31 protein-coding genes are annotated in these 25,526 nt (G+C 72.0%); 8 read left to right on the top strand and 23 right to left on the bottom strand.

Annotated features, from left to right (window positions below; genetic code table 11):
• Nucleotides 1–14: 14 nt before the first annotated feature.
• Nucleotides 15–377 carry a MerR family transcriptional regulator gene (locus ACH442_RS16240; protein WP_396338807.1) on the bottom strand — a complete coding sequence of 121 codons (363 nt, stop codon included), beginning with the start codon at nt 375–377 and terminating at the stop codon, nt 15–17.
• 58 nt (nt 378–435) lie between these two features.
• On the opposite strand from ACH442_RS16240, the gene ACH442_RS16235 reads away from it, so the two are divergent.
• A complete protein-coding gene (locus ACH442_RS16235) occupies nt 436–1,146 on the top strand; it encodes an SDR family oxidoreductase (RefSeq protein WP_396338806.1) in 711 nt (236 codons plus the stop codon).
• A gap of 275 nt (nt 1,147–1,421) precedes the next feature.
• Here ACH442_RS16235 and ACH442_RS16230 read toward each other — a convergent pair whose 3' ends face one another.
• The 9 genes from ACH442_RS16230 to ACH442_RS16190 form a co-directional block, all read right to left on the bottom strand.
• Nucleotides 1,422–1,832, bottom strand: a complete 411-nt coding sequence (locus tag ACH442_RS16230; protein WP_396338805.1) for an arsenate reductase ArsC — start codon at nt 1,830–1,832, stop codon at nt 1,422–1,424.
• A 36-nt stretch (nt 1,833–1,868) separates the two neighbouring features.
• Nucleotides 1,869–2,600: an aquaporin gene (locus ACH442_RS16225; RefSeq protein WP_396338804.1), complete on the bottom strand. Its 732-nt coding sequence runs from the start codon at nt 2,598–2,600 to the stop codon at nt 1,869–1,871.
• 86 nt (nt 2,601–2,686) lie between these two features.
• Nucleotides 2,687–2,809 carry a hypothetical protein gene (locus ACH442_RS16220; protein WP_396338803.1) on the bottom strand — a complete coding sequence of 41 codons (123 nt, stop codon included), beginning with the start codon at nt 2,807–2,809 and terminating at the stop codon, nt 2,687–2,689.
• 51 nt (nt 2,810–2,860) lie between these two features.
• Nucleotides 2,861–3,229: an ArsR/SmtB family transcription factor gene (locus ACH442_RS16215; RefSeq protein WP_396338802.1), complete on the bottom strand. Its 369-nt coding sequence runs from the start codon at nt 3,227–3,229 to the stop codon at nt 2,861–2,863.
• 161 nt (nt 3,230–3,390) lie between these two features.
• Complete coding sequence (locus ACH442_RS16210) at nt 3,391–3,606, bottom strand: hypothetical protein (RefSeq protein WP_396338801.1); 216 nt, start codon at nt 3,604–3,606, stop codon at nt 3,391–3,393.
• A gap of 117 nt (nt 3,607–3,723) precedes the next feature.
• Nucleotides 3,724–4,089, bottom strand: coding sequence for a hypothetical protein (locus ACH442_RS16205; protein WP_396338800.1), 366 nt, complete (start codon nt 4,087–4,089; stop codon nt 3,724–3,726).
• Between the two features lie 9 nt (nt 4,090–4,098).
• The gene (locus ACH442_RS16200) at nt 4,099–5,301 is read right to left on the bottom strand and encodes an MFS transporter (RefSeq protein WP_396338799.1); all 1,203 of its coding nucleotides are present in this window, start codon (nt 5,299–5,301) and stop codon (nt 4,099–4,101) included.
• A gap of 65 nt (nt 5,302–5,366) precedes the next feature.
• A complete protein-coding gene (locus ACH442_RS16195; protein ID WP_396338798.1) occupies nt 5,367–5,846 on the bottom strand; it encodes a hypothetical protein in 480 nt (159 codons plus the stop codon).
• A 33-nt stretch (nt 5,847–5,879) separates the two neighbouring features.
• On the bottom strand, nt 5,880–7,133 hold the full coding sequence (locus ACH442_RS16190) for a M20 family metallopeptidase (RefSeq protein ID WP_396338797.1): 1,254 nt from the start codon (nt 7,131–7,133) through the stop codon (nt 5,880–5,882).
• Nucleotides 7,134–7,282: 149 nt separating this feature from the next.
• Here ACH442_RS16190 and ACH442_RS16185 point away from each other — a divergent pair, with 149 nt between their 5' ends.
• Nucleotides 7,283–7,819, top strand: coding sequence for a GNAT family N-acetyltransferase (locus tag ACH442_RS16185; protein ID WP_396338796.1), 537 nt, complete (start codon nt 7,283–7,285; stop codon nt 7,817–7,819).
• Nucleotides 7,820–8,138: 319 nt separating this feature from the next.
• On the opposite strand, the gene ACH442_RS16180 is transcribed toward ACH442_RS16185, so the two are convergent.
• Nucleotides 8,139–9,443 carry an MFS transporter gene (locus ACH442_RS16180; RefSeq protein ID WP_396338795.1) on the bottom strand — a complete coding sequence of 435 codons (1,305 nt, stop codon included), beginning with the start codon at nt 9,441–9,443 and terminating at the stop codon, nt 8,139–8,141.
• A 257-nt stretch (nt 9,444–9,700) separates the two neighbouring features.
• On the opposite strand from ACH442_RS16180, the gene ACH442_RS16175 reads away from it, so the two are divergent.
• The 3 genes from ACH442_RS16175 to ACH442_RS16165 are packed head-to-tail and all read left to right on the top strand — an operon-like array spanning nt 9,701 to nt 12,360.
• Complete coding sequence (locus ACH442_RS16175) at nt 9,701–10,723, top strand: endo alpha-1,4 polygalactosaminidase (protein ID WP_396338794.1); 1,023 nt, start codon at nt 9,701–9,703, stop codon at nt 10,721–10,723.
• On the top strand, nt 10,710–11,309 hold the full coding sequence (locus ACH442_RS16170) for a SigE family RNA polymerase sigma factor (protein ID WP_396338793.1): 600 nt from the start codon (nt 10,710–10,712) through the stop codon (nt 11,307–11,309). The genes ACH442_RS16175 and ACH442_RS16170 overlap by 14 nt, the downstream gene beginning before the upstream one ends.
• Nucleotides 11,302–12,360, top strand: coding sequence for a hypothetical protein (locus tag ACH442_RS16165; protein WP_396338792.1), 1,059 nt, complete (start codon nt 11,302–11,304; stop codon nt 12,358–12,360). The genes ACH442_RS16170 and ACH442_RS16165 overlap by 8 nt, the downstream gene beginning before the upstream one ends.
• Here the strand turns inward: ACH442_RS16165 and ACH442_RS16160 are convergent.
• The 4 genes from ACH442_RS16160 to ACH442_RS16145 all read right to left on the bottom strand — a co-directional run bounded on the left by ACH442_RS16160 (nt 12,315) and on the right by ACH442_RS16145 (nt 14,519).
• A complete protein-coding gene (locus tag ACH442_RS16160; RefSeq protein WP_396339012.1) occupies nt 12,315–12,713 on the bottom strand; it encodes a zinc-binding dehydrogenase in 399 nt (132 codons plus the stop codon). The genes ACH442_RS16165 and ACH442_RS16160 overlap by 46 nt on opposite strands.
• A 91-nt stretch (nt 12,714–12,804) precedes the next feature.
• A complete protein-coding gene (locus ACH442_RS16155; protein ID WP_396338791.1) occupies nt 12,805–13,698 on the bottom strand; it encodes an alpha/beta fold hydrolase in 894 nt (297 codons plus the stop codon).
• 183 nt (nt 13,699–13,881) lie between these two features.
• Nucleotides 13,882–14,043, bottom strand: coding sequence for a hypothetical protein (locus ACH442_RS16150; protein WP_396338790.1), 162 nt, complete (start codon nt 14,041–14,043; stop codon nt 13,882–13,884).
• Nucleotides 14,044–14,072: 29 nt separating this feature from the next.
• The gene (locus ACH442_RS16145) at nt 14,073–14,519 is read right to left on the bottom strand and encodes a winged helix-turn-helix transcriptional regulator (protein WP_396338789.1); all 447 of its coding nucleotides are present in this window, start codon (nt 14,517–14,519) and stop codon (nt 14,073–14,075) included.
• Nucleotides 14,520–14,627: 108 nt separating this feature from the next.
• Between ACH442_RS16145 and ACH442_RS16140 the strand changes: the two genes are divergently transcribed.
• On the top strand, nt 14,628–15,494 hold the full coding sequence (locus ACH442_RS16140; protein WP_396338788.1) for an aldo/keto reductase family oxidoreductase: 867 nt from the start codon (nt 14,628–14,630) through the stop codon (nt 15,492–15,494).
• An 8-nt stretch (nt 15,495–15,502) separates the two neighbouring features.
• Here ACH442_RS16140 and ACH442_RS16135 read toward each other — a convergent pair whose 3' ends face one another.
• The 5 genes from ACH442_RS16135 to ACH442_RS16115 all read right to left on the bottom strand — a co-directional run bounded on the left by ACH442_RS16135 (nt 15,503) and on the right by ACH442_RS16115 (nt 19,082).
• Complete coding sequence (locus ACH442_RS16135; RefSeq protein ID WP_396338787.1) at nt 15,503–16,195, bottom strand: hypothetical protein; 693 nt, start codon at nt 16,193–16,195, stop codon at nt 15,503–15,505.
• A complete protein-coding gene (locus ACH442_RS16130; RefSeq protein WP_396338786.1) occupies nt 16,179–16,688 on the bottom strand; it encodes a sigma-70 family RNA polymerase sigma factor in 510 nt (169 codons plus the stop codon). The genes ACH442_RS16135 and ACH442_RS16130 overlap by 17 nt, the downstream gene beginning before the upstream one ends.
• A gap of 223 nt (nt 16,689–16,911) precedes the next feature.
• Nucleotides 16,912–17,751 (bottom strand): hypothetical protein, encoded by an 840-nt coding sequence (locus ACH442_RS16125; RefSeq protein ID WP_396338785.1) that lies wholly within the window; start codon nt 17,749–17,751, stop codon nt 16,912–16,914.
• 369 nt (nt 17,752–18,120) lie between these two features.
• Complete coding sequence (locus tag ACH442_RS16120) at nt 18,121–18,888, bottom strand: DUF2127 domain-containing protein (protein WP_396339011.1); 768 nt, start codon at nt 18,886–18,888, stop codon at nt 18,121–18,123.
• Between the two features lie 29 nt (nt 18,889–18,917).
• Nucleotides 18,918–19,082: a hypothetical protein gene (locus tag ACH442_RS16115; protein ID WP_396338784.1), complete on the bottom strand. Its 165-nt coding sequence runs from the start codon at nt 19,080–19,082 to the stop codon at nt 18,918–18,920.
• A gap of 108 nt (nt 19,083–19,190) precedes the next feature.
• Here ACH442_RS16115 and ACH442_RS16110 point away from each other — a divergent pair, with 108 nt between their 5' ends.
• Complete coding sequence (locus ACH442_RS16110; RefSeq protein ID WP_396338783.1) at nt 19,191–19,862, top strand: hypothetical protein; 672 nt, start codon at nt 19,191–19,193, stop codon at nt 19,860–19,862.
• Nucleotides 19,863–19,931: 69 nt separating this feature from the next.
• On the opposite strand, the gene ACH442_RS16105 is transcribed toward ACH442_RS16110, so the two are convergent.
• Nucleotides 19,932–20,879, bottom strand: a complete 948-nt coding sequence (locus ACH442_RS16105; RefSeq protein ID WP_396338782.1) for an NmrA/HSCARG family protein — start codon at nt 20,877–20,879, stop codon at nt 19,932–19,934.
• Nucleotides 20,880–21,288: 409 nt separating this feature from the next.
• Nucleotides 21,289–21,918: a PilZ domain-containing protein gene (locus ACH442_RS16100; protein ID WP_396338781.1), complete on the bottom strand. Its 630-nt coding sequence runs from the start codon at nt 21,916–21,918 to the stop codon at nt 21,289–21,291.
• 283 nt (nt 21,919–22,201) lie between these two features.
• On the opposite strand from ACH442_RS16100, the gene ACH442_RS16095 reads away from it, so the two are divergent.
• Complete coding sequence (locus ACH442_RS16095) at nt 22,202–22,381, top strand: hypothetical protein (protein WP_396338780.1); 180 nt, start codon at nt 22,202–22,204, stop codon at nt 22,379–22,381.
• Nucleotides 22,382–22,385: 4 nt separating this feature from the next.
• Here the strand turns inward: ACH442_RS16095 and ACH442_RS16090 are convergent, their stop codons facing one another.
• Nucleotides 22,386–25,520: an ATP-binding protein gene (locus ACH442_RS16090; RefSeq protein ID WP_396338779.1), complete on the bottom strand. Its 3,135-nt coding sequence runs from the start codon at nt 25,518–25,520 to the stop codon at nt 22,386–22,388.
• Nucleotides 25,521–25,526: the final 6 nt, after the last annotated feature.

The following is a 25,526-nucleotide window of genomic DNA, read 5'->3' as shown; positions in this document are numbered from 1 at the left end:
TCCCGGCGGCGGCGTCAGACGTAGTCGCACTGCGGGTTGGGCCTCGACGTCACGTCGATGATCTCGTTGAGCCGGTCGCGGGTGAGGATCAGGTCGGCGATCTGGGTGTTGATCCGGTCGCGCTCGGCCAGCAGCCGCTCCCGCGACTCGGGCGTGCTCACGCCGGCGTCCACGCACGGCAGGAGTTCCGCGATCGTCTTGCTGGACAGGCCCGCGGCGTACAGCTGCTGGATCAGCTGCACCCGGTTGACCGCCTTGTCACCGTAGTGCCGCTGGCCGCTGTCGCTGCGGGTCGAGGCGAGCAGCCCCTGCTCCTCGTAGTACCGCAACGCCCGCACGCTCACCTGCGCTTTCGTGGCCAGATCCCCGATACGCACAGTGATCCACCTCGCAATACTTGCCTCTGACGTCAACGTGAGGTCTTAGCGTAGCGGTATGCAGATCAACGGCACAAAAGCTCTCGTAACCGGCGCCAACCGCGGACTCGGCAAGGCCTTCGCGACGGAACTCCTCGCCCGCGGCGCCACCACCGTCTACGCCACCGCCCGCCGCCCCGACTCCATCGACATCCCCGGCGTCGTCCCCCTCCCACTCGACATCACCGACCCGGCGTCGATCGAGGCCGCGGCGGCACAGGTCGGCGAACTCGACATCCTGATCAACAACGCCGGCATCTCCACGGACGCCCCGCTGCTCGGCCCCTCCACCGACAACATCCGCCGCGAGTTCGACACCAACTTCTGGGGCACGCTCAACGTCACCCGTGCCTTCGCGCCCCGGCTCGCCGGAGGTGCCATCCTCAACGTCATCTCGGCGCTGAGCTGGTACGCCTTCGCGCCCTCCAGCAACGGATACGCCGCCTCCAAGGCTGCGGAATGGTCGCTCACCAACGGCATCCGCCTCGAACTGGCCGAGCAGAAGACCCAGGTCACCGCACTGGCCCTGGCCATCGCCGACACCGACATGATGGCCGGCTACGACATCCCGAAGCTGCCGCCGATCGAGGTGGTCATCGCGGCGCTGGACGGCCTGGAAGCGGGGAAACTGGAAGTGATCGCCGACAAGCCGACGGCCAACGTGAAGGCGTCGCTCTCGGGCGACCCCGCCGTCTTCTACGCCGACATCGCCAAGGCCCTCTTCGGCTGATTCTGCTTCACGCGAGCCCGGCCGGCGTCATCAGCGAATCACCAGATCTTCGAGGTACGACCTGAGGTTGCGACGGATCTCGGCAACCGGGTCACCGCCGAACTTCTCCGTCGCAGCCTCGGCCAGCACCACGCCGCCCAGGTCAGCCGGGGACCCGGCCGTTCCTCGCCGACCACCGACCCGACGGTGCGGAGGGCAAGAACGCGATCGAGGTGCCGGAAAGCGGTGCAGCCGAAGGTCGGAACCGATCACCGCCGGCGACGCGCTGATCCACGTCAGAGGGCCGCGTTCAGGTCAGCGAGCAGGACCTCGATGCGGGACTTGATCTCGTCGCGGATGGGGCGGACCGCGTCGACGCCCTTGCCGGCCGGGTCGTCGAGCTTCCAGTCCTCGTACCGCTTGCCGGGGAAGATCGGGCAGGCGTCGCCGCAGCCCATGGTGATGATGACGTCGGATTCCTGGGCGGCGTCCCAGGTCAGCTTCGTCGGGGTCTGGTCAGTGATGTCGATGCCGACTTCGCGCATGGCTTCGACCGCGGCCGGGTTGATCCGGTCGGCGGGTTCCGAGCCGGCGGAGCGGACTTCGACGGCGTCGCCGGCGAGCTGCCGCAGCCATCCGGCGGCCATCTGGGAGCGGCCGGCATTGTGGACACAGACGAACAGGACGGTGGGCTTGGTGTCGGTCATGACTTCCTCGCGGTGGGTGGGGTGAACTGGGGTTGGTCAGGCTGCGGTCGCGGGGTGTTCGACGACGATGTCGTCCGCGGTCTGCCCGGTGCCGGGATACAGCGCCAGGACCAGGGCGATGCCGACGATCAGGCCGATGGCCTGGAAGACGATGAAGCCGGGCACTGAGCCGGGGGCGATACCGGCGAACGTGTCGGTGAAGGCCCGGCCGATGGTGACGGCCGGGTTGGCGAAGCTCGTGCTGCTGGTGAACCAGTAGGCGGCGCCGATGTACGCGCCGACCGCGGCCGGGGCGACGGCGGCTTTCCCGGATCGGCCGAGTGCGAAGATCAACAGCAACAGCCCGGCCGTGGCGACGACCTCGCCGAGCCACAGATGGCCGGCGGCGCGGTCCTTGGTCGAGAAGGTGACCGGGGCCAAGTCGAACATCAGGTCGGCCAGGATCGAGCCGCCGATCGCGCCGAGGATCTGGACGACGACATACCCGGCCAGGTCGCTGCCGCTGATCCCGGTGCCCGCACGCCTGCCCAGGAACCAGTCGGCGGCGGAGACGACCGGGTTGAAGTGGGCGCCGGAGATCGGGCCGAAGGTCAGGATCAGCGCGCCGAGCGCGAACGCGGTGGCGACCGAGTTCTCCAGGAGCTGGAGTCCGACGTCGTTCGGCGAGAGGGTGGTGGCCATGATGCCGGAGCCGACGACGGCGGTGACCAGCAGGGCGGTGCCGAGGAATTCGGCCAGCAGCCGCCGCCAGGGTGGGTGGGAAGGCATGTGAGTGCAGCTCCGGTCGAGGTTGTGGACAGGGTTGGCCCACCCGACAGTTCACCTGGCCGGGCGGAGGTGTGGCGGCGGTTTCGTCAGCTCGGGTGGGCGGCGGGGGCGATCCGGTCGATGCGGCCGGCCAGGTCGGTGTAGACGGCCTCGAACGCGTCGCCGCAGGGACGGTGCGGATGCGAGCGCGAGGCCGGCTTCGCACACACCGCCGTTCATCGAACGGCGCAGCGCGCACCTGTGATCCACCTCGGCGAGAGTCAGACCTCGGCGGGCTCGTCGACCGCCAGCAGCAGGGAGAGCTGTCGCATCAGGCCGGGGCGGGAGCGGTAGTAGACCCAGCTCGCACGCCGCTCGGCGTCGACCAGGCCCGCTTCGCGCAGCACCTTCAGGTGATGCGAGATCGTCGTCCCGGAAAGGGTGAACGCCGGGGTGAGATCGCAGACGCAGATCTCCCCGCCCTCGGCGGACGCGATCATCGACATGAGCTGCAACCGGATCGGGTCACCGAGCGCCTTGAACGCCTGCGCGAGCGGGCCGGACACCTCGGCCGGAATCCGTTCGTCCGCCATCGGCGCGCAGCACGGCACATCCTCGGCGACGGATGACACGGTCGGCGATTTCGACATGCGTCGAGGTTGACAGATGTCGAACCCGCACGCAAGCGTCGCCTCGACAGGCGTGACGGGACGTGACGGATCTCCGAGGCGGGGGCTGCTCGACACGTACGCCGGAATGAGGGTTTTCAGACGGAGGCGGTTTCGCGGGAACCAGGAGAGCGGGGAGGCGATCATGCCGGCCGGTTCCTCGAGCCAGCCTCGGCGCCGATCCGCACAGGGGCGGCAGCCGCGCCAATCATCGGCCGGACCTGACCCCCGGCGGGCCGGGATGTGGGCGGGACCTGGCTGCGGCCGGCGAGCCGGGGTGTGCCGATCGGCTGCTCGAGAAGCCACTCGCCGGTGGTCAGGCGGACCAGCTGGAAGGTGGCGCGGGTCGGCTCGGCCATCGGTGGACGGTTGGTCCAGCTGCCCCAGAGCACCAGCGCGGGGACGTCAGGGGCCGGCCGCAGCCGCTCGGCCAGCTCACGGTCGCACCGCTCTCGTCCACCATGGACTCTTCCTGGTCAGCCCTCCAGCGCCGCACGGTCCGGCCGGGGGCCGTCCAGGGTGGTCTGCTGGTGCTGGAAGAAGCTGGCGAGCGTCTGGCCGAAGACACCCTGGACGATGCCGCAGTCACGGCAGGTGAGATTGCTGTCGAGGCGGCCGGTGGCGCAGTGCGCGCAGGCACCGTTGTCGCGCGGGTCGTGGTAGGCGATCAGGGCCTCGGCCAGGGCGCGCGCGACCGGCTGGCGGATGGTCAGCCGTTCGGTCTCGCCGCGCCAGCCGATCTCCAGGGCGCCCACCTCGGGGGCGTCGCGGTCGAACTGGTCGATGCGGTGGACGAACTCCTGGAGGAGCTTGAGAACTTCGTCAGGGCGCGTACGGGACATGGGGGAAAGCTATCGCGGACGGTTCGCGGTCGCATCGGCAGCACTCACTGTCGCCGTGAACAGGCAGGCCGACGCGGCGGCCGCGATCAGCACCCGGAAGTCGACCAGTTGGATGAGGAGCGCGCCGGACAGGGCCGCCACGGCGGGCGGGAGGAAGACGATCAGGTAGAGCGACGACGACACGCGGCCGATCATCTCGCGTGGGGTGACCTGCTGCATCAGGGTCATCACGCCGACCAGCACCCAGGTCTGACCGGCTCCGCGGATCGCGTTGCCGGCCAGCACCCCGGTCCATGCCGGCACCAGCAGCAGGGCGGTGCCGAGGGCGGTCACGGCGATGCCGGTGTTCGCCAGCCGGTGGGCACCCCAGCGCGCCGACAGCCTGCCGGTGAGCAGGCCGCCGACGATCGAGCCGGCGCCCTGGGCCGCGACCACGATGCCCAGGTACGCAGGCGGCCGGTGCAGGGTGGTGTCGAGCACGCCGTACAGCGCGGAGGTGAGGAGGCCACCGGTCAGCGTGACGACGCAGGCGGACAGGGCGGCTCGGCGCAGGCCGGCGCGGGCGAACAGATACTTGAGGCCGATCGTGAGGCCGGCCCGTCCACCGCTTCTCGCGGGCGCCGGCTCGTCGACCCGGATCGTCCACAGTGCGACCAGCGCACCGGCGTACGTCCCCGCGTCGATCACGCCGATCCCACCGCCGCCCACCAGGACGAACAGCGCGGCGCCGACCGTCGGGGCGACCACCTTCAAGCCCTCCTGCAGCGAGGTCATGAAGCCGTTGGCCGTGGCCAGCAGGGGTCCCGGGAACATCTCCACGTGAAGGCCGCTCGACGCCGAGGCCAGGGCGACCACGGCGAAGCCCTGGACCAGCAGGATCGCGTAGATCACCCAGATCCGACTGCTGTCGTGCACCACCAGCAGCCACGGCACGGTGAGCGCCATGACCAGGTTGATCACCAGCATCATCGGGCGTTTCCGGAACCGGTCCGCGCAGACGCCGAAGAACGGGAAGAACAGGGCCGGCCCGTACAGGAAGAACGAGGTGAGCCCGGCCGCGCCGTCGTTGCCGGTGAGCGTTTTGATCCACACGCCCGCGGCCAGCGTCAGGATGTTGTCGCCGAACAGCGAGAGCAGTGTCCCGGTGAAGTAGACACGCGAGTTCCGCAATCGGAGCAGGTCGGTCAGCCCCACTTCGGCGGGACGGCGCATGGGTTCTCCAAGGACGAGGCGGGAGATCCTCATGCTCGGACTTGAGCCGGGGCGGAACAAGGGTGTCAATTCCCTGTTGACAGCAGGGTCCTCAGGAGCGAGGCGGCGTCCCGCGCGGGCAGCGGCAACTGCTGTTCCCGCGCCCGCGTCAGGTCGGCGGCGATGTGCCGGGCCAGTTCGTAGAGCGCGCCCGGATCGGCGTCGAGAGCGATCCCCGAGGTGCTGCGGACCAGGGCGGCCCGGCGGAAACGGGTGTCCCACCGGCGGTCCGCCTCGATCCACCGCTGCAGGGTGAGCACGGTCTCCCGGATGGCGGCGATCCTCTCCGAGTACGCGAGGTCGAGCCGCTTGCGTCGCGACCAGCGCAACGCGGCCAGCCGGCGCCGGCGCTGCTCGGCGGCCTGCCGGCTGCCCAGTCCCAGACCCTGCGCGATCTGCGCCCAGGTCGCGCCCGCGTGCCGGGCCCGGTCGATGAGCTCCAGTTCCTGCTCGTCGAGCTGCTCCCGGGCCGTCCGGATGGCCGAGAACCGGGCGGAGAAGGTCACCCGGCCATGCTAGAGAACCGGCGTGGCTCGCTCTCAGGACCGGGCGCGGTGGTCCAGCCAGCCGGCCATGACCCGGACGCCGTGGCCGATCGCCCGCTCGTCCGGGTCGAACGCACCGAAGTGCGGATAGGCGGTCTTGATGTCGGCAGCGGGACGGCGGACACCCAGATACGTGTACGTGCCGGGGATCCGGTCCAGGAAGAGCGCGAAGTCCTCACCGCTGAACGGGACCGCGGCGTACGTCGGAATGGTTCTGCTCGTGCCGATCGTGCGGCGCAGGTAGCGGTGGAGCGCCTGGCCCTCCCGCTGCGGGGTGACCATCGCCGGGAACGGGTCGGCCGGGAAGTCGACCGCGGTCGCGCCGTACGACTGGGCCAGCCGGCGGACGGCGGCGCGCACCTCGGTGTACCGGTCCTGCGGCCAGCAGCGGTAGGAGAACCGCACGCCGGTGCCGGTCGGCTGGGCCTGCATGAACACGAACCGGGACAGCGCGGTGCCCGGCCGTTCGATCTCGGCGACCAGCTGTTCGAGGTCCGACGAGTTGGCCGGCCGGGCGACCGTGCTGAGAGCGGCCAGGTCGGCAGCGAGCGCGTTCGCCTTCGCGGCAGCGTCCGGCCCGGTCAGCGTGGCGGTGCCGCGGTCCTGGCCGGGCAGGCCGAACCCGGCCGTGGTGGCGAACGTCCCGACCGGGAACGGCCCGCAGTGCAGGGCGTGGATCTCCTCGGGACGCACCCGGTCGAACACGCCGTCGTCGAGCATCGCGCGGGCGCCGGCCAGCGACTCCTCCCCCGGCTGGAAGACGAAGACCAGCCGGCCGGCGAGACGGTCACGCAGCCGGGCCAGGGTCAGCGCGACACCCACCCCGACGGTGGTGTGCAGGTCGTGGCCGCACAGGTGGGCCGCCTCGGCACCGCCCTCGATCTGGTCCTGCGGCGGGACCGCGTCCATGTCGGCGCGGTAGGCGACGGTCCGGCCGGGGCGGGACCCGGTGAGGACGCCGACCACGCCGTGGCCGCCGATGCCGGTGGTGACGTCCAGCCCGGCGGCGCGCAGCTCGCGAGCGACCACGGCGGAGGTGCGGGACTCCTGACCGGTGGTCTCGGGATGGTGGTGCAGGTCGCGGCGCAGCTCGATCAGGTGGCGGTCGAGCCGGCGCGCCACCTGGTCGATCGAGCGCGGTGCGGCGTGCGCGGGGCCGGCCGGGCCCAGCAGGGTTCCGGCCGTGCCCGCGGCGGCGCCGCCCAGCACGAGCCGTCGGCTGACTCCGCGGCTTCCCAGTTCCGGCATGATATGTCCTCCCCCGTGATTCACGGCCGCCGTGCGGCGAACCGAGCAGGGTAAGGATGTCTTTCGCGGCGAGGGTCAGGCAGTAATGCTGTGGCCCGGAAAAATGGTGGTGCCAGCGCTACTGTTCAGGCCCGCCGTGGCTGGAAGGATTGCCGCTCCGCGAAGAGGAGACCACCGTCAGAACCGCACGTCTGCTGCTCCGTCGTTTCACGCCCGGCGATCTCGAGGACTTCCTCGACTATCAGGGCGATCCCGTGGTACGCCGTCACCTGCCCGGCGAGCCGATGACGCCCGCCCAGGCGGCCGACTATCTGACCGCCCAGTCCACGCTCGACGACGGCAAGCTGGACGCCTGGCACGCTCTTGCCGTTCATCACGTCGCCGACGACCGGGTGATCGGTGACGTGGGGGTCTGGCTGCCGGCCGATCCCGCCGCCACCCCGGATGCCGGTTTCCAGTTCCACCCGGCCTATCACGGCCGGGGTTACGCCCGGGAGGCCGTGCACGCCCTCCTCCGGCACGTCTTCGCGACCCTGGCGCCACCGCGGGTCACCGCCACCTGCTCCCCCGCGAACACGGCGTCGCAGGCCCTGATGCGGCGTCTGGGCATGCGCCTGGTCTCGGCGACGGCCGACGACGTCCGGTACGAGCTGACCCGCGACGACTGGACCTCGACAGGCTGCTGACGCTGTCCGGTGAGGGTCGGCGCCATGTTCGTCACCGACCGCTGCGGATCCACCCGAGTTCGCCGACGTGGACGACGTCCTGGCCCGGTGGTCGACGCGCACGGCGTGAAACTGTCCACGGACTTCACCGCCGGCCTGCGGATGTCTGAGCTGCCGGGTCAGTCGAAGGCGGGGTCGGGCACGCCGGCGACGAGGGCGAGGCGCATCTAACCGTTCGTTGCCCGCGGTCAGGTCCTTGACGGGGCGGGCCGGCCCGCGGTCCCCGGGGAAACGGCCGGTGGCCCGGCGCAGGTCCGCGACGACGGCCGACTCCACCAGGTCACCGGCGTCCGAGGTCACCGGCCACTGCGCCAGCCGTGGGGTGTGATCGTCGACCGGGAAGGTGTCCCGCGCGAAGTTGCGCAACGCCGCGCAGCGGCGGCCAGGCGAACAGCGTGGCCACCATGGCCAGAAGCCCCAGGCCGGACGCGCCGGTGAGCACCAGCGCGGGACTCCACAGGCCACCCAGCTCCTGCACGAGGACCGGGAAGGCGAAGCCGACGTAGGTGAGGGCGTAGAAGACCGCGACCAGTGTGGCGATGTCGTCACGGCGGGCCAGGCGCTCCATCAGTTGCAGCCCGCTGACCAGCAAGAACCCGTAGGCCGAGCCCAGCAGCACGGTGCTGGTCAGCAGCAGCACCGGCGAGGCGGTGGCGGCGGTCGCCGCGGCCACCAGCATGCCGGCGATCACCGCCGTGACGCCGGCGCGGAACGGCGCGGCGGTCGAGCGACGGGCGAGCCGCCGGGCCCACGGCTGCACTGCGATGCCGGTGCCCAGGGTCACCGCCGCGGCCACGCCGCTGCCGATCGGGCCGTAGTGCCCCAGCGGCACCAGGACCGGCAGCGCGGCCAGGGCCACGGTTGCCGCCCCGAACACCCACGGCGCGGTCGGCACGACGGCGGTCAGGAAGATCCGGCTGGTCAGCACCGACCGCAACGAGCCGCGGTCCGCGTCGCCCGGGTCGACCGTGCCGCGGGTGGTCGCCGGCTCGGGCGCCCGGGTCACGAACGGCAACGCCACGGCGACCAGGACCAGGTGCATCACGTACGCCGTGACCTGCGGCGACGGCAACCACTGGACGACCGCGCCGGAGAGCAGCGGCCCGGCCGCGAAGCCCGCGGTCAGCGCGATCGCCGCCCGCCGGGGCCCGTCGCCGGCCGGCCCGGTGGCGTCGGAGAGCTCCTTGATCCACGCGGTGGCCGGCCCGAACGCGGCGCCGGCGCTGATCCCGACGATGATGCGACCGGTCAGGATCACCGCGAACGCCCCGTGCGCGAGCAGGATCGTCGCCGACCCGAGCGCGGCGAGCACCAGTGCGGCCACCAGGACGCGACGGCGGCCGAGCCGGTCCGACAACCGGGCCATGATCAGTAGCGCCGGGATGAGCCCCACCGCGTACGCCCCGAACAGGCCGAGCACCTGCACCTCGCTCAAGTCGGCGCGGTAGGTCTGCAGCAGCGCCGCGAACATGTTGGCGCCCCAGGCGACCACGAAGGCACCGGCGGCCGGCCCCAGCCAGGCCCGATGGGCGGCGGCCGGGCCTGGCGACACGACACCGCGTACGGCGAGAGCGTTCTGCGTCATGCCGTCAGCCTAGATCATGAGTAGACCGGTCGTCTAGTTCGCTCGGCACCATGGCTCAAGCGTCGATCACCATTCCGGCGGTCACCATTCATTGCCGCGCGACCTCGATCGCGAACAAATTTGTTCCCACGAACGCGGCTGACTACCGGGAGTCATCGCGGGTCCACCCAAAGAAATCTCGAAAAGTCAGCAGCAACAGCGCCGGTCCATCGCGTTCAGAGGGAGGAACCCTTCCCCCACCCCGAGGAGTCACCGTCATGGCCATCGACCGCCGGAAGCTCAAACTGGGCTTCGCCATGACCGCCGTCGTGGTCGTCGCTGCCGGCATCGGCATCGGCACTGCGAACGCCGGCACCCGTGGCCCCTGGCACAGCGCCAAGCCGACCCGGAGCGCGCCCACCAAGGCCGCTACCAGCACGAAGGCATCGCCCACGACGGCATCGCCCACGACGGCATCCCCGACGGCGGCCTCCCCTGCGGCCACCTCGGCACGGCCGTCGTCCGCCCCGGCGAGCGCGACGCCGGCGGCCACGGCCACGGCCACGGCGAAGCCGGGCACATGGACGCCGCCGCCGGCCAACGCGACGTTCGACTACCAGATCGGCGGCGCCTACACCCCGCCCACCGGCACCACCGTGGTCAGCCGGGACAGCGAAGCGGCGCCGGCCGCCGGGATCTACAACATCTGCTACGTCAACGCGTTCCAGGCCCAGCCCGGCGCCGAGTCGTGGTGGAAGACCAACCACCCCGACCTGCTGCTGCACGACGCCGCCGGCAACCTCGTGATCGACGAGGACTGGGACGAGCTGATGCTGGACTTCTCCACCGAGGCCAAGCGCACCGCGCTGACCGGCATCGTCGGCGGCTGGATGGACCAGTGCGCGGCCAAGGGATTCCGGGCGGTCGAGCCCGACAACCTGGATTCGTACAGCCGGTCCAAAAACCTGCTGACCCAGGCCCAGGCGGTGGCGTACGCCACCGCGCTGTCCACCCGCGCACACGCCAAGGGCCTCGCGATCGGGCAGAAGAACACCGCCGACCTGAGCAGCGCGAACGTCAAGAAGATCGGCTTCGACTTCGCCGTTGCCGAGGAATGCGCGGACTACGACGAGTGCGGTGCCTACACCGCCTCGTACGGCAACAATGTGATCGTGATCGAGTACTCGCGCAGCGGCTTCACCAAGGCGTGCAACTCCTACGGCAGCCGCCTGTCGATCGTGCTGCGTGACGTCGACGTCACCACTCCGGGTTCGAAGTCGTACGTCCATGAGGCGTGCTGAACCGCTGTCCCGATTCCGCAACGCCTCCGAGACCTCCGGCGCCGACCAGGCGTCCGGAGGTTTCCGGCGTCGAGGCGAACGGGCCACGATGACCACCGACTTCGACGATTTCGTGCAGGGCCGCGGCCGGGCGCTGCTCAAATTCGCGTACGTGCTCTCCGGCGACGCCCACCTCGCCGAGGATCTCGTGCAGGAGGTGCTCGCGCGACTGCACCGCCGCTGGGATCGGATCACCGCGATGGACAACGCCGAGGCGTACGTCCGGACCGCGATCGTGCGGCAGTTCCTGTCCTGGCGGCGGCGTCGCGCGTACCGGGAAGCGGTCCTCGCCGAAGTCCCGGAACCGGCCCCGTCCGACGCGCCCGACCACCGGGTCGTGGCCCGCGACCAGATGTGGCAGCTGCTGCGCGGGCTGCCCCGCGCCCAGCGGGCCGTGCTGGTGCTGCGCTTCTACTGCGACCTGCCGGACGAGGAGATCGCCGCGCTGCTGGGCGTCGGCAAGTCGACGGTTCGGTCGCAGGCCGCCCGTGCGCTCGACCGGATGCGGACCACCCTGACCCAGAGAGGAGCCGGTGGCGATGGATGACCTGAACCGCATGCTCGCGGAGACGCTGCACGACGCCGCCGACGACGCCCCGTCCGGGTCGGGTCTGCTGGGCGGTGTGCACGAGCGGTCCCGCCGCTACCGCCGGCGCCGCCTGGTCACCGTCACCGCGGTGTCCGCCGCGGCCGCTGTCGTCGTCGCCGGCATCCCCGTCGTCACCATGCTCGTCACCCGTCCGCAGCCGGTCATGCCGCCGGTCGCGTCGCCACCGGCCGCGACCGCCGCGCCGTCCGCCCCGGCCCGGTCGTCCGCGCCCGCGGCGAGCAACCGGCCGTCCGTCGCGCCGCCGTCGTCCGCGCACTCCTCGTCCACCGCGAACGCGGTGACGCTGAGCGCCGGGTGGACGGCGCCGGTGTTCCCGTACACGCTGCCGGCCACCGACGGGATGAGCGCCCCGGTCGCGTCGATCGACGACGGGAACCTGATCGCGTTCTTCGAGGCGACCGAGAACCGCCACCACGCCGACGTCACGATCACCGTGTCGGGCCACGAACCGGTCTTCACCACCGAGGCATCAGAAACCCCGATTACGGTACGCGGACACGCCGCGACCCTGCGGACGGTCGACGTGGCGCCGGCCAAGCAGCTCACGGTGTACTGGAAGGAGTCGCCGAGCCGGTGGATCCGGTTGGCGACCGACGACACGTACACGCCGGCGCAGGTGGTGGCGCTCGCCGACGCGATGACCGGCGGGGCCGTCGCCGTACTACCGCCGTTTGATCTCGGTCTGAGCCCGGACGGCCTGCGGAGCGACACCGTCACGGCCTCCCGGATGATCTTCACCCGGCCGGGTGGTGGCGAGTTCGCCACGGTGCTGCGCAAGCGGCAGCAACTCACCGGCGTCAACCAGAAGGTCGGCGGGCACGACGCCGTGCTGACCCGCCGGAACGACCAGGTGACCCTCGCCGTCGACGTGCCCGGCTGGAACGCCACCCTGCAGATCACCGTCGGCGGCGGGCTCACCGTCAGCGACGCCGACCTCCTGCGCTACGCCGCCGGGGTCCGGATCCTGAACCGCTCCGACCCGGAGTGACGGCCAGGCACTTGTCCGCGCAGTCGCCGAAGCTCGCCCGCGTGCATCCGGTAGACCTGCTCCACGTCGTCGCGTCCCAGCTGCGAGGGCTCCGGTGGCGGGAAGATGATCGAGATCAGCCGGCCGCCCGGGCGCAGGCTGCGGGCCGCCGACGGCAGACCGTCGGCGTAGAGGGCCAGGTCGAACACGACGTCGACGCCGTTCGGACAGTCCGCGCAGCCGACCGTCCGGTCAGCGCCGAGACGGCGCGGCAACTCGGCGGCCTCCGTCGTGCGGGCGGTCGCCACGATCTCGGCGCCGGCCGCCGCCAGCACCGGGACCGGGGTGCGGCCGACCGGACCGGTCGCCCCGATGACCAGGACGGACTCGCCGGAACCGAGCTTCGCGGCGTCCGTCAGGGCCAGCGTGGCCGTACGCGGATCGCAGGTGATCGTCGCCCGCTGATCAGGAGCGCTGAGCCATCTTCTCGATCTCCCTCAGGACCAGATCGGGCTGGTCCTGAGGGATCTCGTGCGAGCTGCCCACGGCCGTGACCAGCGTGCGGTCCGGGCCGGCCCCCGCGACCGCGGCCGCGGCGTCACGCCACCACTGCGCGTCCTCCGGCGAGCCGTCGAACGGCGTCTTCTCCGAGACGATCACCGTCGCCGGCACACCGCCCGGCCAGGTCACCTTGTGGTACGCGTGGTGCATCGGCGCGTAGTTCTGCGCCGTCGCGATCAGCTGACGCGTCTCCTTCGTCGACGGGGCCGCCTTGGCCGCGTCGACCTGCGGCTGGGTCGCGGCCACCACGCGGGCGATCTCCGCGTCGGTGTAGAACTGCGGCAGGCTCGCGTCGACCAGCACCGCGCCGGTCACGAGCTTCGGGTTGGCCCGCACGAAATAGGTGGCCACCTCGCCGGCCTGCGAGTGCGACACCAGGATCACCTTCTTGGTGACCTTCAGCTCCCGCAGGCCGGCCTCCAGGTCGGACACCGCAGCGTGGACGTCCCACGCGCCCTTGACCTCGTCGCTGTGGCCCAGGCCGGCCCGGTCATAGGTGATGATCTCCGAACCGGTGGCCGCCGACAGCCGCGGCACCAGGTCCTTCCACTGCGTGGCGTCCTCGCCGCCGCCCGCGTCCAGGACGATCGCCGGCAGGTGCCCGGGTGTGACGTAGAACGCCAGCCGGTGCCCCTGGTTGGTGACCATGCGGGTCTCCGTGACCGCCGCCGCGCCGCTCGACGCCGCCGGTGACGCCGCCACCGCTGCGGGCGTGGAGTCGTCGCAGGCGGCGAGCGCCCCGGCCGCGAGCACGGGGAGCGTGACGGCGAGAACCGCCCGGCGGAGACGAGATGACATCGGTGCACTCATGGTTTTCCTCGCAGACAGCGGATCGGAACAAGATCAATTCTTGGTTCCGCAGCCCCGCCGTCCGATCCCGCTGACCACCCGATTCCTTGTGAGGACAACCCCCGATGAAGTACGGGGGTAAGCCCTACCCGCCGCCGACGGGCCCCGCGCGCGCCCGGCGGGCGGCAGCGGTCAGCCCGTGACCGTGTGCACGGCGCTGACCCGCAGGAACTCGAGGCTTTCGGCGTCAGCGCCGCCCGCCACGGCGGTGTAGACGGTGATTCTCAGGTCCGATCCCGGAACGGTGAGGACGTCGCCGTCGAGGAGAGGATCACCGACGAGCCGGCGGTGCATCACCTTCCGGACGGCGCGGGGCCTGTGTTTCAGGCGGTGGTGCGCTGGTCGTAGGTCTCGCGGTGGGCCAGCACCTCGTCCATGTGGGTCTGTGCCCACGACTTGAGGCCGCGCATCAGCTCGTGCAGGGAGAGGCCGAGCTCGGTCAGCTCGTAGCTGACCGTCACCGGCACCGTCGGCGTCACGGTGCGGCTGATCAGGCCGTCGCGTTCCAGGGCGCGCAACGTCTGGGTGAGCATCTTCTGGCTGACGCCGGCCAGCAGGCGGGACAACTCCGAGTAGCGCATGGCGCGGGGCGTGCCGGCGCAGTTGATGTCGACCTGGTGGGAGCCGTCGCTGCCGAGGGCGGACAGAATCAGCGCCACCCACTTGTCGGAGAGCCGGTCGAGCAGCTTGCGACTGGGGCAGCCGGCCAGAAAGGCGTCGTACTCCGCCTTGGCCTGGGTCTTCTTCTGCGTTGCGGTGGTCGTGGCCATCGTCGCCCGGTCCTCCGGTGGGGTGACTAACGAACTTTGAAGTGCGTACTTCCCGGCAGAACGTTACCGCGCCAGAGTGAAGTTACTTCCTGGACGAAAGGCACCACGATGACAACCCTTCCCGGCGGCACCTGGACACTGGGCGACCTGACCGTCACCCGGTTCGGATACGGCGCGATGCAGCTCGCCGGTCCCTGGGTGATGGGGCCGCCCGCCGACCGCGACGGCGCGCTGGCCGTGCTGCGCGAGGCGGTCGAACTGGGCATCACCCACATCGACACCAGCAACGCGTACGGGCCGGACGTCACCAACCAGCTGATCCGCGAGGCGCTGCACCCGTACCCCGAGTCACTGCACGTGGTGACGAAGGTCGGCGCGGTCCGGGACGACAAGGGCGGGTGGCCGCCGGCCCGGGACCCGGAAAGCCTGCGCCGATCCGTACGGGAAAATCTCGTGAATTTGGGTCTCGAGACGCTCGACCTGGTGAACCTGCGGCTCGGCGACGCGCGGGGACCTCGGCCCGCATCGGTGGCCGAGGCGTTCGAGACGCTCCTCGACCTGCGGCAGCAGGGCCTGATCCGGCACCTCGGGGTGAGCAACGTGACCGCGGAACAGGTGGCCGAGGCCCGGTCGCTGGGGCCGATCGTCTGCGTGCAGAACGGGTACAACCTCGCCCACCGGCAGGACGACGAGCTGATCGACAAGCTCGCCGCCGACGGCATCGCCTACGTGCCATTCTTTCCGCTCGGCGGGTTCAGCCCGCTGCAGTCCGCGGCGCTCACGAAGGTCTCGGAGCGGCTCGGCGCCGCACCGATCGCCGTCGCCCTGGCCTGGCTGCTGCAACGGTCGCCGAACATCCTGCTGATCCCGGGCACCTCGTCGGTGGCGCACCTGCGGGAGAACATCGCCGGTGCGGGCCTCACGCTCGCCCCCGAGGACGTCGCGGCACTGGACGGCCTCGACGCCGCGGGCTGACCGGCGCCCTACTCCGCGGGGGCGACGAGCAGCTCGACCCGGCTGCTGGTGCCGCGGGTCGTCAGCTGGCCGTTCGTGCTGAGCCGGACCGGTGACCCGTCCAGGCTCAGCACGTACACCTGGCGGTTGGAGATCGGGGTGAGGGTGAACCGCTGGTCACGGCCGGCCCCACACAGCCGGACCCGGACACTGCCGTCGGCGGCGCCGGTCATGCAGACCCTCCCGGCCGGGCGGGCCTTCGCCAGGGCGATCGTGAAGGTCGTCCCGTCGGGCTGCAGCAACCAGCGGCTGCGCGCGGTCTCGTCCTCGTCCCGGTACTGCTTGGTCTGCCCGGTGTCGGCCAGCACGTGATCGTCGTCGTCGGCACCGGCCACGACCGTGCTGCCGGCGCCGGCGGCCAGCTGCAGCGTCACCGGCGCCCGGCCGGTCAGATCCGGGGCCGGTGCCGGACTGGCCGGGGCCTGGGCCGGCGCGTCCGCCGGTGCCGAGAGCGGGTCCGGTCGCCGCGGGGACCACGGGGTCACCGCGGTCACCGCGATCGCGATCACGGCGAGGGCGGAGGCGCCGGCGGCGGCCCGGGCACGGCGCCGGCGCCGGCCACCACGGGCGATGATCGCGTCGACGGGGCGGGGCCGCAGCGTACGGCGGCCGTGCTCGGCGATGGCGGACAACTGATCATGCAGGTCAGGCTGCGGATTCACTGCGCACGCTCCTCGGGTCCTGATCGGCGAGCAGGGCCGCGAGGGTTCTGCGTCCTCTGGTGAGCCGGGCTTTCACGCTTCCGGTAGGGGCACCCGTCTCGGCGGCCACGTCCTCCACGGACAGGCCGACGAGGTGGTGCAGGACGATGTCACGGCGCTGCGCGGCCGGGATGTCGCGCAGTGCCTGCATCAGGGCGACGTGGTCCGGGCTCAGGCCGTCGATCCGCTCGTCGACGGCGTAACGGTGATGCGCCCGTAACCGGGTGACGGCCTTGCGCCAGCTGCTGATCGCGATGCGGGACGCCACCCGGCGTACCCAGGCCTCCGGGCTGTCCGCGGCGGAGACGGTCGCCCATCGTTGCCAGGCCCGGGCGTAGGCCTCGGCGACGGCGTCCTCGGCCTCCGCCCGGTTCCCGGTCATCACGAACAGGTGCCCGAGCACTCGCGCGGACGACGCCGCGTAGAAGTCCTCGAAGTCCGACCTACCTGGCAATGTCCTGTTCCTTCACCTTCCACGGGCCCGGCCGGCCGATGTCGGAGGTTGACGCCCGGGTCCGACCGCCGGTTGCAAGGTGTGGTAGCGGTCACATTCCGATCCCTGGAGTGTGTCGCAGGGAGCCGGGCAGCGGGCGGCGACGGCCTACGGTGACCGCCATGACCGAGGATTCATCGGCGTCGACACGACCAGAACGGCTCGGCCGCGGGGCGTGGCCGGCTCAGAGCAGGGCGTCGACGATGGCGGCCGCTCGGTCCTCGTGATCGGCGTAGGCGCCGGGCACCGCCGACCGCTGCACGGCCTGCGCCGCATCGCCGAGAGCTTTCGACTCCCAGTCGTCGACGCGCAGCAGCCGCTCGTAGAAGGCGCCGCTCGCATATCGCAGGTCCATGAGCTCGGCCACGCTGCCCCAGCCCTGGCTCGGGCGCTGCTGGAAGACGCCGAGCGAGTCGAAGTTGTCGCCGCTGCCCTCGTGGGGCCGGTCGAGGGAGGCCGGGACGGTCGGGTTGGCCAGGTTGCGCAGGTCGGATTCCTGCAGTCCGGTCATCATCGCGACCAGCATCGCCCGGCGGGGCAGCCCGCGGTCCCGGGCGACCCGCACGATGACCGCGGCGTTGTTCATCTGCGCCTGGTTCAGGCCACTGACCGGCCGCGGTGGCCGGGGCGCGGGCGACGACGTCTTCGCCCGCGGGGCCGGGGCCGAGGAGACCCGGGCCCGGGGGCGTGCGGTCGGTGTCGGCGCCGTCGGCGTCGTCGGTTCCGGGCGGGCGGTGGCGAACGCGGCGTCGACCGCGAGCGGCGCGGTGGCCGGCCGGTCGGTGCGGCCGACGGCGTAGACCCCGCCCACGGCAGCCGCGAGGGCGGTCATCACGAGCACGACCGATCGGCCGCGGCCGGAACGCCGGCGACGGTGGCGACGGCGAGGCGTCCAGTCCGTCTCGTACATGTTCGGCCGATCCCCGAGCCACTGCTCGGGGTCGTTCCCGGGTTGCAGGTACGCGACGCGGGGACGCGGAACCGTGGCGGATGCCGCCGGTTGATGCAGGTGCGCGGGCGCCACGAACGCGACCGTCCTTCCGTGAACCTCCGTTTGCTGCCCGGTAGTACGGGGAGCGGCTGCCCCCGGGATCAATCCGCGGGCCGATGCTCGAGGAGAACCTTCAGAACCCGCAAAACCGGGCTTCCGTACGGCCACGGCCCGCTCGCGTCGCCCGTGCGCCCGAGCCGGAGGCGGAGGGCGGAGGGCCGAGGGCGGAGGGCGGAGGGCGGAGGGCGAGCCGATCTTTCTCGACCGGAGTCACGCGTCGGGCGCCCGAGCCGGATCCGGGTCGACGTGGCCGCCCCGCCGGTGAGGAGCCAGCCGATACGGCTCCGGCGAGGTCACCCGCGAGCCGCAGACCCTGTGCCCGGTTCTGCACCGGGTGGGTGACTATCCGGGCACGCCGGCCGGTTGCCCCTCGGCGGCGTGCTCGACCTCCATCAGGCTCATCTCGTGCCGCTCGGCCTCGTACGCCGCGCGGCCACCCCGCAGCCCGAACAGACGCTTGGAAACCAGCAGGTAGACCACCGCGGCCACGTTGATCACCAGGGCCGCGACCCGGAACCAGGTGAAGCGCTCGGTCAGCTCGTAGACCTCGATCGGCAGGCCGAACGACGTGGCGATCAGCGCGAAGTACTCGCCCCAGCGTTTCAGCAGCCAGAGGCCGGTGCCCTCGGCGAGCTGGAGCACGCCGTACGCGAGAAGGGCGATGCCGACCCAGAGCAGCGTGTCCGACCGGGCCTCGATGACCCGGCGGATCGTCTCCACCACCGCCGAGTTCTCCAGGTTCCAGCCGATCTTGTCGGTGAACGGTTTCAGCAGCGGAACGTCCTCGTGGAAGGCGCGCTGGATGGCGTCGCGGCTGTCCCGGAACTGGATCACGCCGTAACCGGCGGCGAGCACGAACACCCCCTTGACGAACCGTTCGAAGGCCAGCAGCCGCAGGATGATCGCGTCGCGCAGCGCCCGGCCCCGCGGCACGAGCGGCGCGTCGGCGGCCGGGCCGGTCATCCGGGGCGCGCCGAGCACGAAGTCACCGCAGCGCAGGCACCGCCAGGCCGCGCCGAGCGCCGTCTCGGCGTGCAGCCGGGCACGAAGGTCGTCCTCGGCCGGCGCGTACGTCAGATGGCCGCGCCGCCCGCAGACCAGCAAGTTCATATCCACAGCACAGTTGATACAACACGCGATCACCCACCGGACGGGCTCCCGGTACTCCGGCCGGCCCGGAGCAGCCCGGCGCGCCGGCCGGCCCCGGGACGCGCCCGGGTGTGCAGCTCCATCAGACAAGCGGTGGCGGTCGCGGTCAGCATCCCCACGGCGGCACCGGAGAGCAGCCGCGCGGCCGACTTCATGGACAGTGCATTCCCGCCGGCCGGAGGCGGACGTCCGTCCAGTGGATCTGCACCCCGGTCACGCACGATCGCGGTGACACCGCTGATCCCCCGACAAGGAGACCTTGCATGCGCTCGATCATCACCGGAGCGGTCGCCCTCGCGAGCGCCATGGCTCTGTCCGCGTGTTCGGATGCCGGCTCGACGCCGGTCAGCGCGCCGTCCGGCCCCCCTTCCGCGGCCCCGATCGGGTCCTCGGCCGGGCCGGACGCCACCGGGGCCGCCACGACCACGACCGCGGCCGTGCCGTCGAGGACGCCGACCACGAAGGCCACCACCACCCCGGCCGAGCCGGGGTCGGCCACCTCGGACCTCAGCGAACTGAGGCGGATCGGCGTCACGCTCGGCGCGGGCGTGCTCATCGACGTCGCCGACGACGGCCTCGACCGCTACCTGGCCGTCGGGAAGAACGGGGTCGTCGACTTCACCGGCACGAGCGCGACCGACGCCACGATGATGTCGCTCGAGGCCGCGCCGGTCAGCCAGAAGAACCGGGTGGTCATCAAGCCGCCGTTCTACGACGAGGACCTCGGGGCGGGCTCGTGCGTCGCCGACACGTCCGGCACGGCGCTGAAGCTGGAGACCTGCGTGGCCGGCCGGGCGTCCCAGATCTGGACGATCGTGCCGGCCGGCGACTCGGGCCAGTTCGAGCTGCAGGGCAGGTTCGGCGTGATCAGCGTCGACAACGGCAAGATCACCAGCAGCGGCGGCTACACCGGCCTGCAGACGAAGAGGTTCTGAAGCTTCACCACCAAGGTCTCCCGCACGGAAAAGGGGCGGGGACTCTGCGTCCCCGCCCCTTTTCGTCCGTCAGGCGGCGGCCGGGAGGCGGTAACCCTCCTGGGCCAGCCACTCGCGCAGCGACCGGACCTCCGGGGTCAGCTCACGAACCCGGGCCGGGTCACGCGGGCCGGTGAACTCGTCGGCGAACTCGGTGTAGTACTGCAGCATGTTGCCGTATTCGTCGGCACCCGGGAACCCGAACGCGCGGAACTGGTCGTGGGTGACCGGGCGGTACTCGACCGGCTCACCCAGCGCGTCGCCCAGGGCCTCGGCGATCTCCTTACCGGTCAGGACGTCACCGGCGATGCTGACCGTACGGCCCACGAACCGGTCGCCGCCGCGGAAGATCGACAGTGCGACCCGGCCGATGTCGGCCGACGCGATCCCCGCCAGGGGTGCGTCGCCCATCGGGATGGTCAGGACCAGGTTGCCCTGCTCGTCGCGGGCCGGGGCCAGGGCGTCGGCCAGGTTGTCGTAGTAGAACGTGGTGCGCAGGAACGTGGTCGGCACGTTCGCGGCCCGGAAGAACTCGTCGGCCTCGGCCTTGGCGTCGAAGTGCGGCACCTTGTACTTGCCGAGCAGGGTCGGCATCCGCGGGTCGTCGACCGGGATCAGCTCGCGGGTGTCCTCCAGCGTCGACCAGACGACGTGCTTCACGCCGGCCTTCTGCACCGCGTCGATGAGGTTGCGGACGTACGCCTGCTCCTTCTCCGGATCCATGTGCGTCCAGAAATCGGTGACCAGGAACGCCCCGTCCGCGCCGGCGAACGCCTCCGCCAGGCCCTCCGGACTGGAATAGTCACCGGCCACCACCTCAGCACCGAGGGCGGCCAGTTCGCGCGCCTTGGCCGAGTTCACGTCACGGGTCAGTGCCCGGACCGTGAACTCCTCCCCTCCGGACGCGAGGACGGCCCGCACCACACCGCTGCCCTGAGCACCGGTAGCGCCGACAACCGCGATCGTCTTGCTCGCCATCAGAACCACTCCCTGGATCTTTTCGGTCCCTCGTGGACCGTCGATCCCCATAACCGGACCGCGTCCCCAGTTATTTCAAATTTGCAGTACGTGTGCCGCCGGTCACGCCTGAAGTTCGGCGCGGAGCCGGCCGGTCCCATCGCCGGCGTCCCCGGTGAACCGGCCCACGGAGAGGCCGGGCCGACCTGACCCAGACCCGCGGCGTCCTGGCCGACCTGCGCGTTGCCGCGATCAGCCGGCCGGCGGGGCAACCGTTGAGCGCGACCGGCCCGGGAGCGGTGCTGACGACGTACGCGCGAAGCAGTTGATCTTCGGGTCCGGCCGGCGCTCACGGTGGTTGTTCGTGTCCGGTCGCTCCCGCGCTCGGCCGGCGGCCCGCGGCGACGACCGCCGCCGCCTGAGCGACCGGTCAGCCGACCGCGACCGTCCGGCTCGCCTTGACGAAGCGGTCGACCCGCGCACGGACCTCGGGGTTGACGTTCACGAAGAGCAGGCGCACGTCGCCGGGCTCCTCGCCGCCGGCCTTCACCTGGCAGGTGAGCGAGGCCAGCCCGTCCGGCAGACCGATCTGCACGTCGATCAGCGCGTCGCGTTCCAGGTCCTCGACGAGCTGGAGCAGCGAGTCGTCGCTGATCTCGTCCAGGTCGACGGTCACGTGCGCGCCACCGGCGGACAGGTCGACCGTCCGGCCTGGGAACAGCTGCCCCGACGGGAGCCGCACCGCGGCCGGCAGCTGCACCCGCACGCGTTCGGTCCGGCGCCGCTGGATGCCACCGGCGGCCCCGTCCACCCGCAGGTAGACACCGGGCAGGCCGCCCGGCGGCGGGGCGATGACCGTCCCGTCGATGCTGCACCCGCGGTTGTTCTGCGTCCACAGCAGCGTCGCGTCGACGCCGACCATCGCGAAGCAGGTCAGCCCGAGGTGCAGAGTGCCGTCGGCCTGCCGGGTGACCCGGCAGGTACGTCCCTCGCCGCCGCCGAGCGACACGCTGACCAGCGGCACAGCCCACGGCTGCGGTTGCTCCAAGGTCACACTCATGCCGTGCCGTCCCTTCCTGGTAACTCCTGTGCGAGCCGCCAGGGCCGCTGTCCATGCCGCATGGATATCGGCATCCCCGCGGCGGCGATGAAGGCCGGGACCCGCATCGCTACCGAGCCCGGTAAGGACGGACGTTTCCCTGAACCGATCGGGGGACGTCCACTGAACCTCCACATCACGTCAAGTGGGATTGCCTAACTTGGGTAGGCGAAGCCGCGGGGGTGAGCCGGCAACGAGGCCCGCTCGCCCTCGCACTTCGCCACGACGAGGTCAGGTGGCAGAAATGGTCGAGATCACGATCGGCAGCGGCGCGGATCGCCGGACCGCGGGGCACCCGGCACCGGCCGGTCCCGCCGAACCGGCGGCCGGCGGGGAGACGGGGACGCTTTACGTCGGCCGGCACCGCCAGCCGGCATCCGGGCCGGACGGGCCCGTCGTGGTCATGGTGGCCGCGCCGGCCTGACCGGTCAGCCGAGCGTGGCCAGGAATTCCCCGGCCCGCCGGGCGAACAGGTGGGCCTCCCGTCGCGTGGAGAGCCGTCGCGCCTCCTCGGCCGCCGCGCGGACCACCTCGTCCGGTTCACCCCGTGCGTGCAGCAACCGGGCTCTGAACAGCAGCAACAGCCCCTCGGGGTAGCGCTGGCCGTGGGCCTCCAGGTGGCGCCCGGCCCGGTCGAGTGCGGCACCGGCCTCGTCCAGGGCGCCCGCCACCAGCAGCATCTCACCGAGCAGGCCGAACCAGGTCGCGACGCACGACCGGGGCGGGTCGAGCAGCATCGTCTCGATGAGCCGTCCGGCCTCGGCAGCAGCGCCTTCCGGGTCCTGGCCGGTCAGGGCCTGCGCCCAGCAGCGGGCCAGCCGCTGGTAGGTGCCGAGGAAGCCGAACGCGAACTCCGGGTCCGCGGCGATGCCCCGCTCGGCGGCGCGCAGGGCCCGGCCCGGGTCGCCGATCATCGTGGAGATCCGGGCGGCGAACGCGGCCCAGACCGTCAGCACGTACGTGTCGTCGCCCGCGTTCTTCTCCATCGCGTCGACGATCGCCCACGCGCCGTCGACGTCACCGTGCAGTGCGGTGGTCTCGGCCAGCATCCCGGCCGAGAGCAGTTGCAGGTCGTGCCGCAGGGGATCCTGCTCCCGCGGTGTCAGGTCACGGCCGGAGCGGCTCAGGTAGCGGAACGCCGTACCGATGTTGCCGATCGACCACTGGTGGATGCCCCAGGCGTGGACGCCGTACTCCCGCAGGACCGGGTCGTCGGACGCCTCACCCCGGTCGAGCAGCTGACGGGCCAGCGGGCCGCTGCGGTCCAGCTCGATGGCCTGGGCGTGCGCCGCCCAGCGGGAGAAGAGGAAGTCGGTCGCTTCCCGTTCCCGGCCCAGCTCACGGGCCAGGTGCTCGGCTCGGGCCATCAGGTCCAGCGCTGCGCCGGCGTACATCGATCGCATGCCGACGATGGTGGTGAGCTGCACCAACGCGTCCAGCTCGACCGCGGCGAGCCCGGCGGTCCGGGCGACCTGCGCGGCGGAGCGCAGGTGCCGCTCGGCCGCCCCGAACGCGGCCTTGGCCGTCGCCCGGCGACCGGCGTGGATCAGGGCGTTCGCGGTGCGGGCCGGGCCGGCGAGCGGACCGGCCGCCCACAGGTGGTGGGCGAGGCGCTCGGCCACCGACTCGTCGCCCGGGTCGAGGCCCTCCAGCGCGTCCGCGATCCGCAGGTGCAGCGGTTTCGCCCGGTGCGGCGGCGTCGTCTCGGAGACCGCCTCCCGGACCAGGTCGTGGGCGAACCGGAAGAAGAACGGGTCCTCCGGCTCGTAGGCGAGCAGGCCCAGCGCCTCCACCGGTTCGAGGCGGGCGAGGCACGTCTCCACGTCGATGCGGCCGACCCCGGCGACCAGCACCACGTCCACCTCCGGGCCGACGAGAGCGGCGATCCGTAGCAGGTCACGGGCATTGTCGTCGAGACCGGACATGCGGTCGAGGACCACGTCGCGCACCGTGGCCGGCACTCCCGACCCGGGTGTGCGGTCGTCGCCGGGCGCGCCGCCGTCGGCCAGCAGTCGCGACAGTTCACGGACGAAGAACGGATTTCCCGCGGTACGGCCGTGAACGCTCCGTGCGATCCGGATGTCCGGCTCCCGGCCGTTCTCGCGTCGCATCAGCTCGGCGACCCCGGCGAGGTCCAGGGGCCCGAGCCGGACCCGGCGCTGCCCGGGCACCCGGCTGACCGCCGCCAGCATCCTCGACAGTTCCGTTCCGGGGGCCGGGGCACGGTCCCGCAACGCGCCGGCCAGCACCGTGGCGCGCGGCAGCCGGGCGGTGAGGTGCCCGAAGAGTTCCAGCGATGCGGCGTCGGCCCACTGCAGGTCGTCGACGACGAGCAGCACCGGCCGCCGGGCCGAGGCCTGCCCCACGAGCGCGACGACCTGCTCGAAGAGGCGGAACTGGGCGCCGTTGTCGGGCAGGACCGGCGCGGCGGCGACATCGTGGTGGCCGGGTTTCACGAGCCGGCCGAGCTGACCGGCGAGCCACTCGTCACGCACCGGAGCCGGAAGACTGTCGAGGATCGCGCCGATCGCCCGCACCCACGGCCACATCGACGGGGTCCCGTCACCGGCGGTGCCGGAGCTGCGGACGGTGAGTGCCCCGCGCCGGCCGGCCTCGGCGGCGACCTCCTCCAGCAGGCGGGTCTTCCCCACCCCGGGTTCGCCCTCGACCAGGACCAGGCCGGTGCCGCCGGCGAAGGCCGTGTCCAGCGTCTGTCGTAGCACGGTCAGCTCCCCGGCCCGCCCGACCAGCCCGTCGCCCCGGCCTCGCGGCGTGATCACGGCCGGTCGTGGCGCGGCCGGCTCCGCTGCCGGGGCGAGGATGCGCAGGTGGGCCTCGCGCAGCGCCGGGCCGGGCTCGATGCCCAGGTCGTCCCGGAGGCGCGCCCGCACCTCGCGGTACGCCGCCAGCGCCTCGGACCGGTGCCCGGCCGCACCGAGGACGGCGACCAGCCCGGCGTGGACCGGCTCGTGCAGTGGCGCCGTCGCGGCGGCCAGGCGCAGCGCCGGCAGCGCGGCCTCGGCCCGGCCCGACCGCACCGCGAGCCCGGCCGCCGCCACGCAGGCGTCGTGGAACTCGGCGTCCAGCGCGCTGAACGCCGACATGGCGATCGGCTGCGGGGACACGCCGTGGCCCGCCGGGCCGTGCCAGAGCGCGAGCGCTTCCAGGTAGTGGTCGAGTGCCACCGCGGGCGCGTCCTCGGCGACGGCCGTGCGGGCCGCCGCGACCCCGGCGCGGAAGGCGACCAGGTCCAGCGTGCCGGGACCGGCCGAGAACATGTAGCCGGTGCCGCGGCGCAGCACGTGCGCGCCCGCCTCACGGGCCGGGAGGTCCGGCTCGAACAGCCGCCGCAGAGCGCCGATGTACTTGTGGATGACGTTGAGGGCGCTGCCCGGCACGTCCTCGCCCCAGATCAGGTCGACCAGCTCGTCGGTGCTGACCGGCCGCCCCGCCCGCGCCGCGAGCAGGGCGAGCAGGCAGGCCTGCTGCCGCGGGCCGGTGTCCAGCTCAACGTCGTCACGCCACAGGCGCAACGGGCCGAGGATCTGCACACGCACGGACACGCCGGT

Origin of the sequence: Actinoplanes sp. NPDC020271, from assembly GCF_044388125.1 — a bacterium.
Lineage (GTDB): Bacteria > Actinomycetota > Actinomycetes > Mycobacteriales > Micromonosporaceae > Actinoplanes.
Note: the sequence above shows the minus strand (reverse complement) of the source record. Positions and strands in the feature narration are given on the sequence as shown.

Excerpts from the sequence above, each read along its gene's own strand:
- ACH442_RS16165 (WP_396338792.1), top strand. The coding sequence starts at position 11,302 with ATGGATGACCTGAACCGCATGCTCGCGGAGACGCTGCACGACGCCGCC.
- ACH442_RS16190 (WP_396338797.1), bottom strand. The coding sequence starts at position 7,133 with ATGCCGGAACTGGGAAGCCGCGGAGTCAGCCGACGGCTCGTGCTGGGC.
- ACH442_RS16110 (WP_396338783.1), top strand. The coding sequence starts at position 19,191 with ATGCGCTCGATCATCACCGGAGCGGTCGCCCTCGCGAGCGCCATGGCT.
- ACH442_RS16215 (WP_396338802.1), bottom strand. The coding sequence starts at position 3,229 with ATGTCGAAATCGCCGACCGTGTCATCCGTCGCCGAGGATGTGCCGTGC.
- ACH442_RS16200 (WP_396338799.1), bottom strand. The coding sequence starts at position 5,301 with ATGCGCCGTCCCGCCGAAGTGGGGCTGACCGACCTGCTCCGATTGCGG.
- ACH442_RS16105 (WP_396338782.1), bottom strand. The coding sequence starts at position 20,879 with ATGGCGAGCAAGACGATCGCGGTTGTCGGCGCTACCGGTGCTCAGGGC.
- ACH442_RS16225 (WP_396338804.1), bottom strand. The coding sequence starts at position 2,600 with ATGCCTTCCCACCCACCCTGGCGGCGGCTGCTGGCCGAATTCCTCGGC.
- ACH442_RS16145 (WP_396338789.1), bottom strand. The coding sequence starts at position 14,519 with ATGGCCACGACCACCGCAACGCAGAAGAAGACCCAGGCCAAGGCGGAG.
- ACH442_RS16120 (WP_396339011.1), bottom strand. The coding sequence starts at position 18,888 with ATGAACTTGCTGGTCTGCGGGCGGCGCGGCCATCTGACGTACGCGCCG.
- ACH442_RS16235 (WP_396338806.1), top strand. The coding sequence starts at position 436 with ATGCAGATCAACGGCACAAAAGCTCTCGTAACCGGCGCCAACCGCGGA.
- ACH442_RS16140 (WP_396338788.1), top strand. The coding sequence starts at position 14,628 with ATGACAACCCTTCCCGGCGGCACCTGGACACTGGGCGACCTGACCGTC.
- ACH442_RS16170 (WP_396338793.1), top strand. The coding sequence starts at position 10,710 with ATGAGGCGTGCTGAACCGCTGTCCCGATTCCGCAACGCCTCCGAGACC.
- ACH442_RS16115 (WP_396338784.1), bottom strand. The coding sequence starts at position 19,082 with ATGAAGTCGGCCGCGCGGCTGCTCTCCGGTGCCGCCGTGGGGATGCTG.
- ACH442_RS16155 (WP_396338791.1), bottom strand. The coding sequence starts at position 13,698 with ATGTCATCTCGTCTCCGCCGGGCGGTTCTCGCCGTCACGCTCCCCGTG.
- ACH442_RS16175 (WP_396338794.1), top strand. The coding sequence starts at position 9,701 with ATGGCCATCGACCGCCGGAAGCTCAAACTGGGCTTCGCCATGACCGCC.
- ACH442_RS16210 (WP_396338801.1), bottom strand. The coding sequence starts at position 3,606 with ATGGCCGAGCCGACCCGCGCCACCTTCCAGCTGGTCCGCCTGACCACC.
- ACH442_RS16095 (WP_396338780.1), top strand. The coding sequence starts at position 22,202 with ATGGTCGAGATCACGATCGGCAGCGGCGCGGATCGCCGGACCGCGGGG.
- ACH442_RS16180 (WP_396338795.1), bottom strand. The coding sequence starts at position 9,443 with ATGACGCAGAACGCTCTCGCCGTACGCGGTGTCGTGTCGCCAGGCCCG.
- ACH442_RS16100 (WP_396338781.1), bottom strand. The coding sequence starts at position 21,918 with ATGAGTGTGACCTTGGAGCAACCGCAGCCGTGGGCTGTGCCGCTGGTC.
- ACH442_RS16230 (WP_396338805.1), bottom strand. The coding sequence starts at position 1,832 with ATGACCGACACCAAGCCCACCGTCCTGTTCGTCTGTGTCCACAATGCC.
- ACH442_RS16150 (WP_396338790.1), bottom strand. The coding sequence starts at position 14,043 with ATGCACCGCCGGCTCGTCGGTGATCCTCTCCTCGACGGCGACGTCCTC.
- ACH442_RS16205 (WP_396338800.1), bottom strand. The coding sequence starts at position 4,089 with ATGTCCCGTACGCGCCCTGACGAAGTTCTCAAGCTCCTCCAGGAGTTC.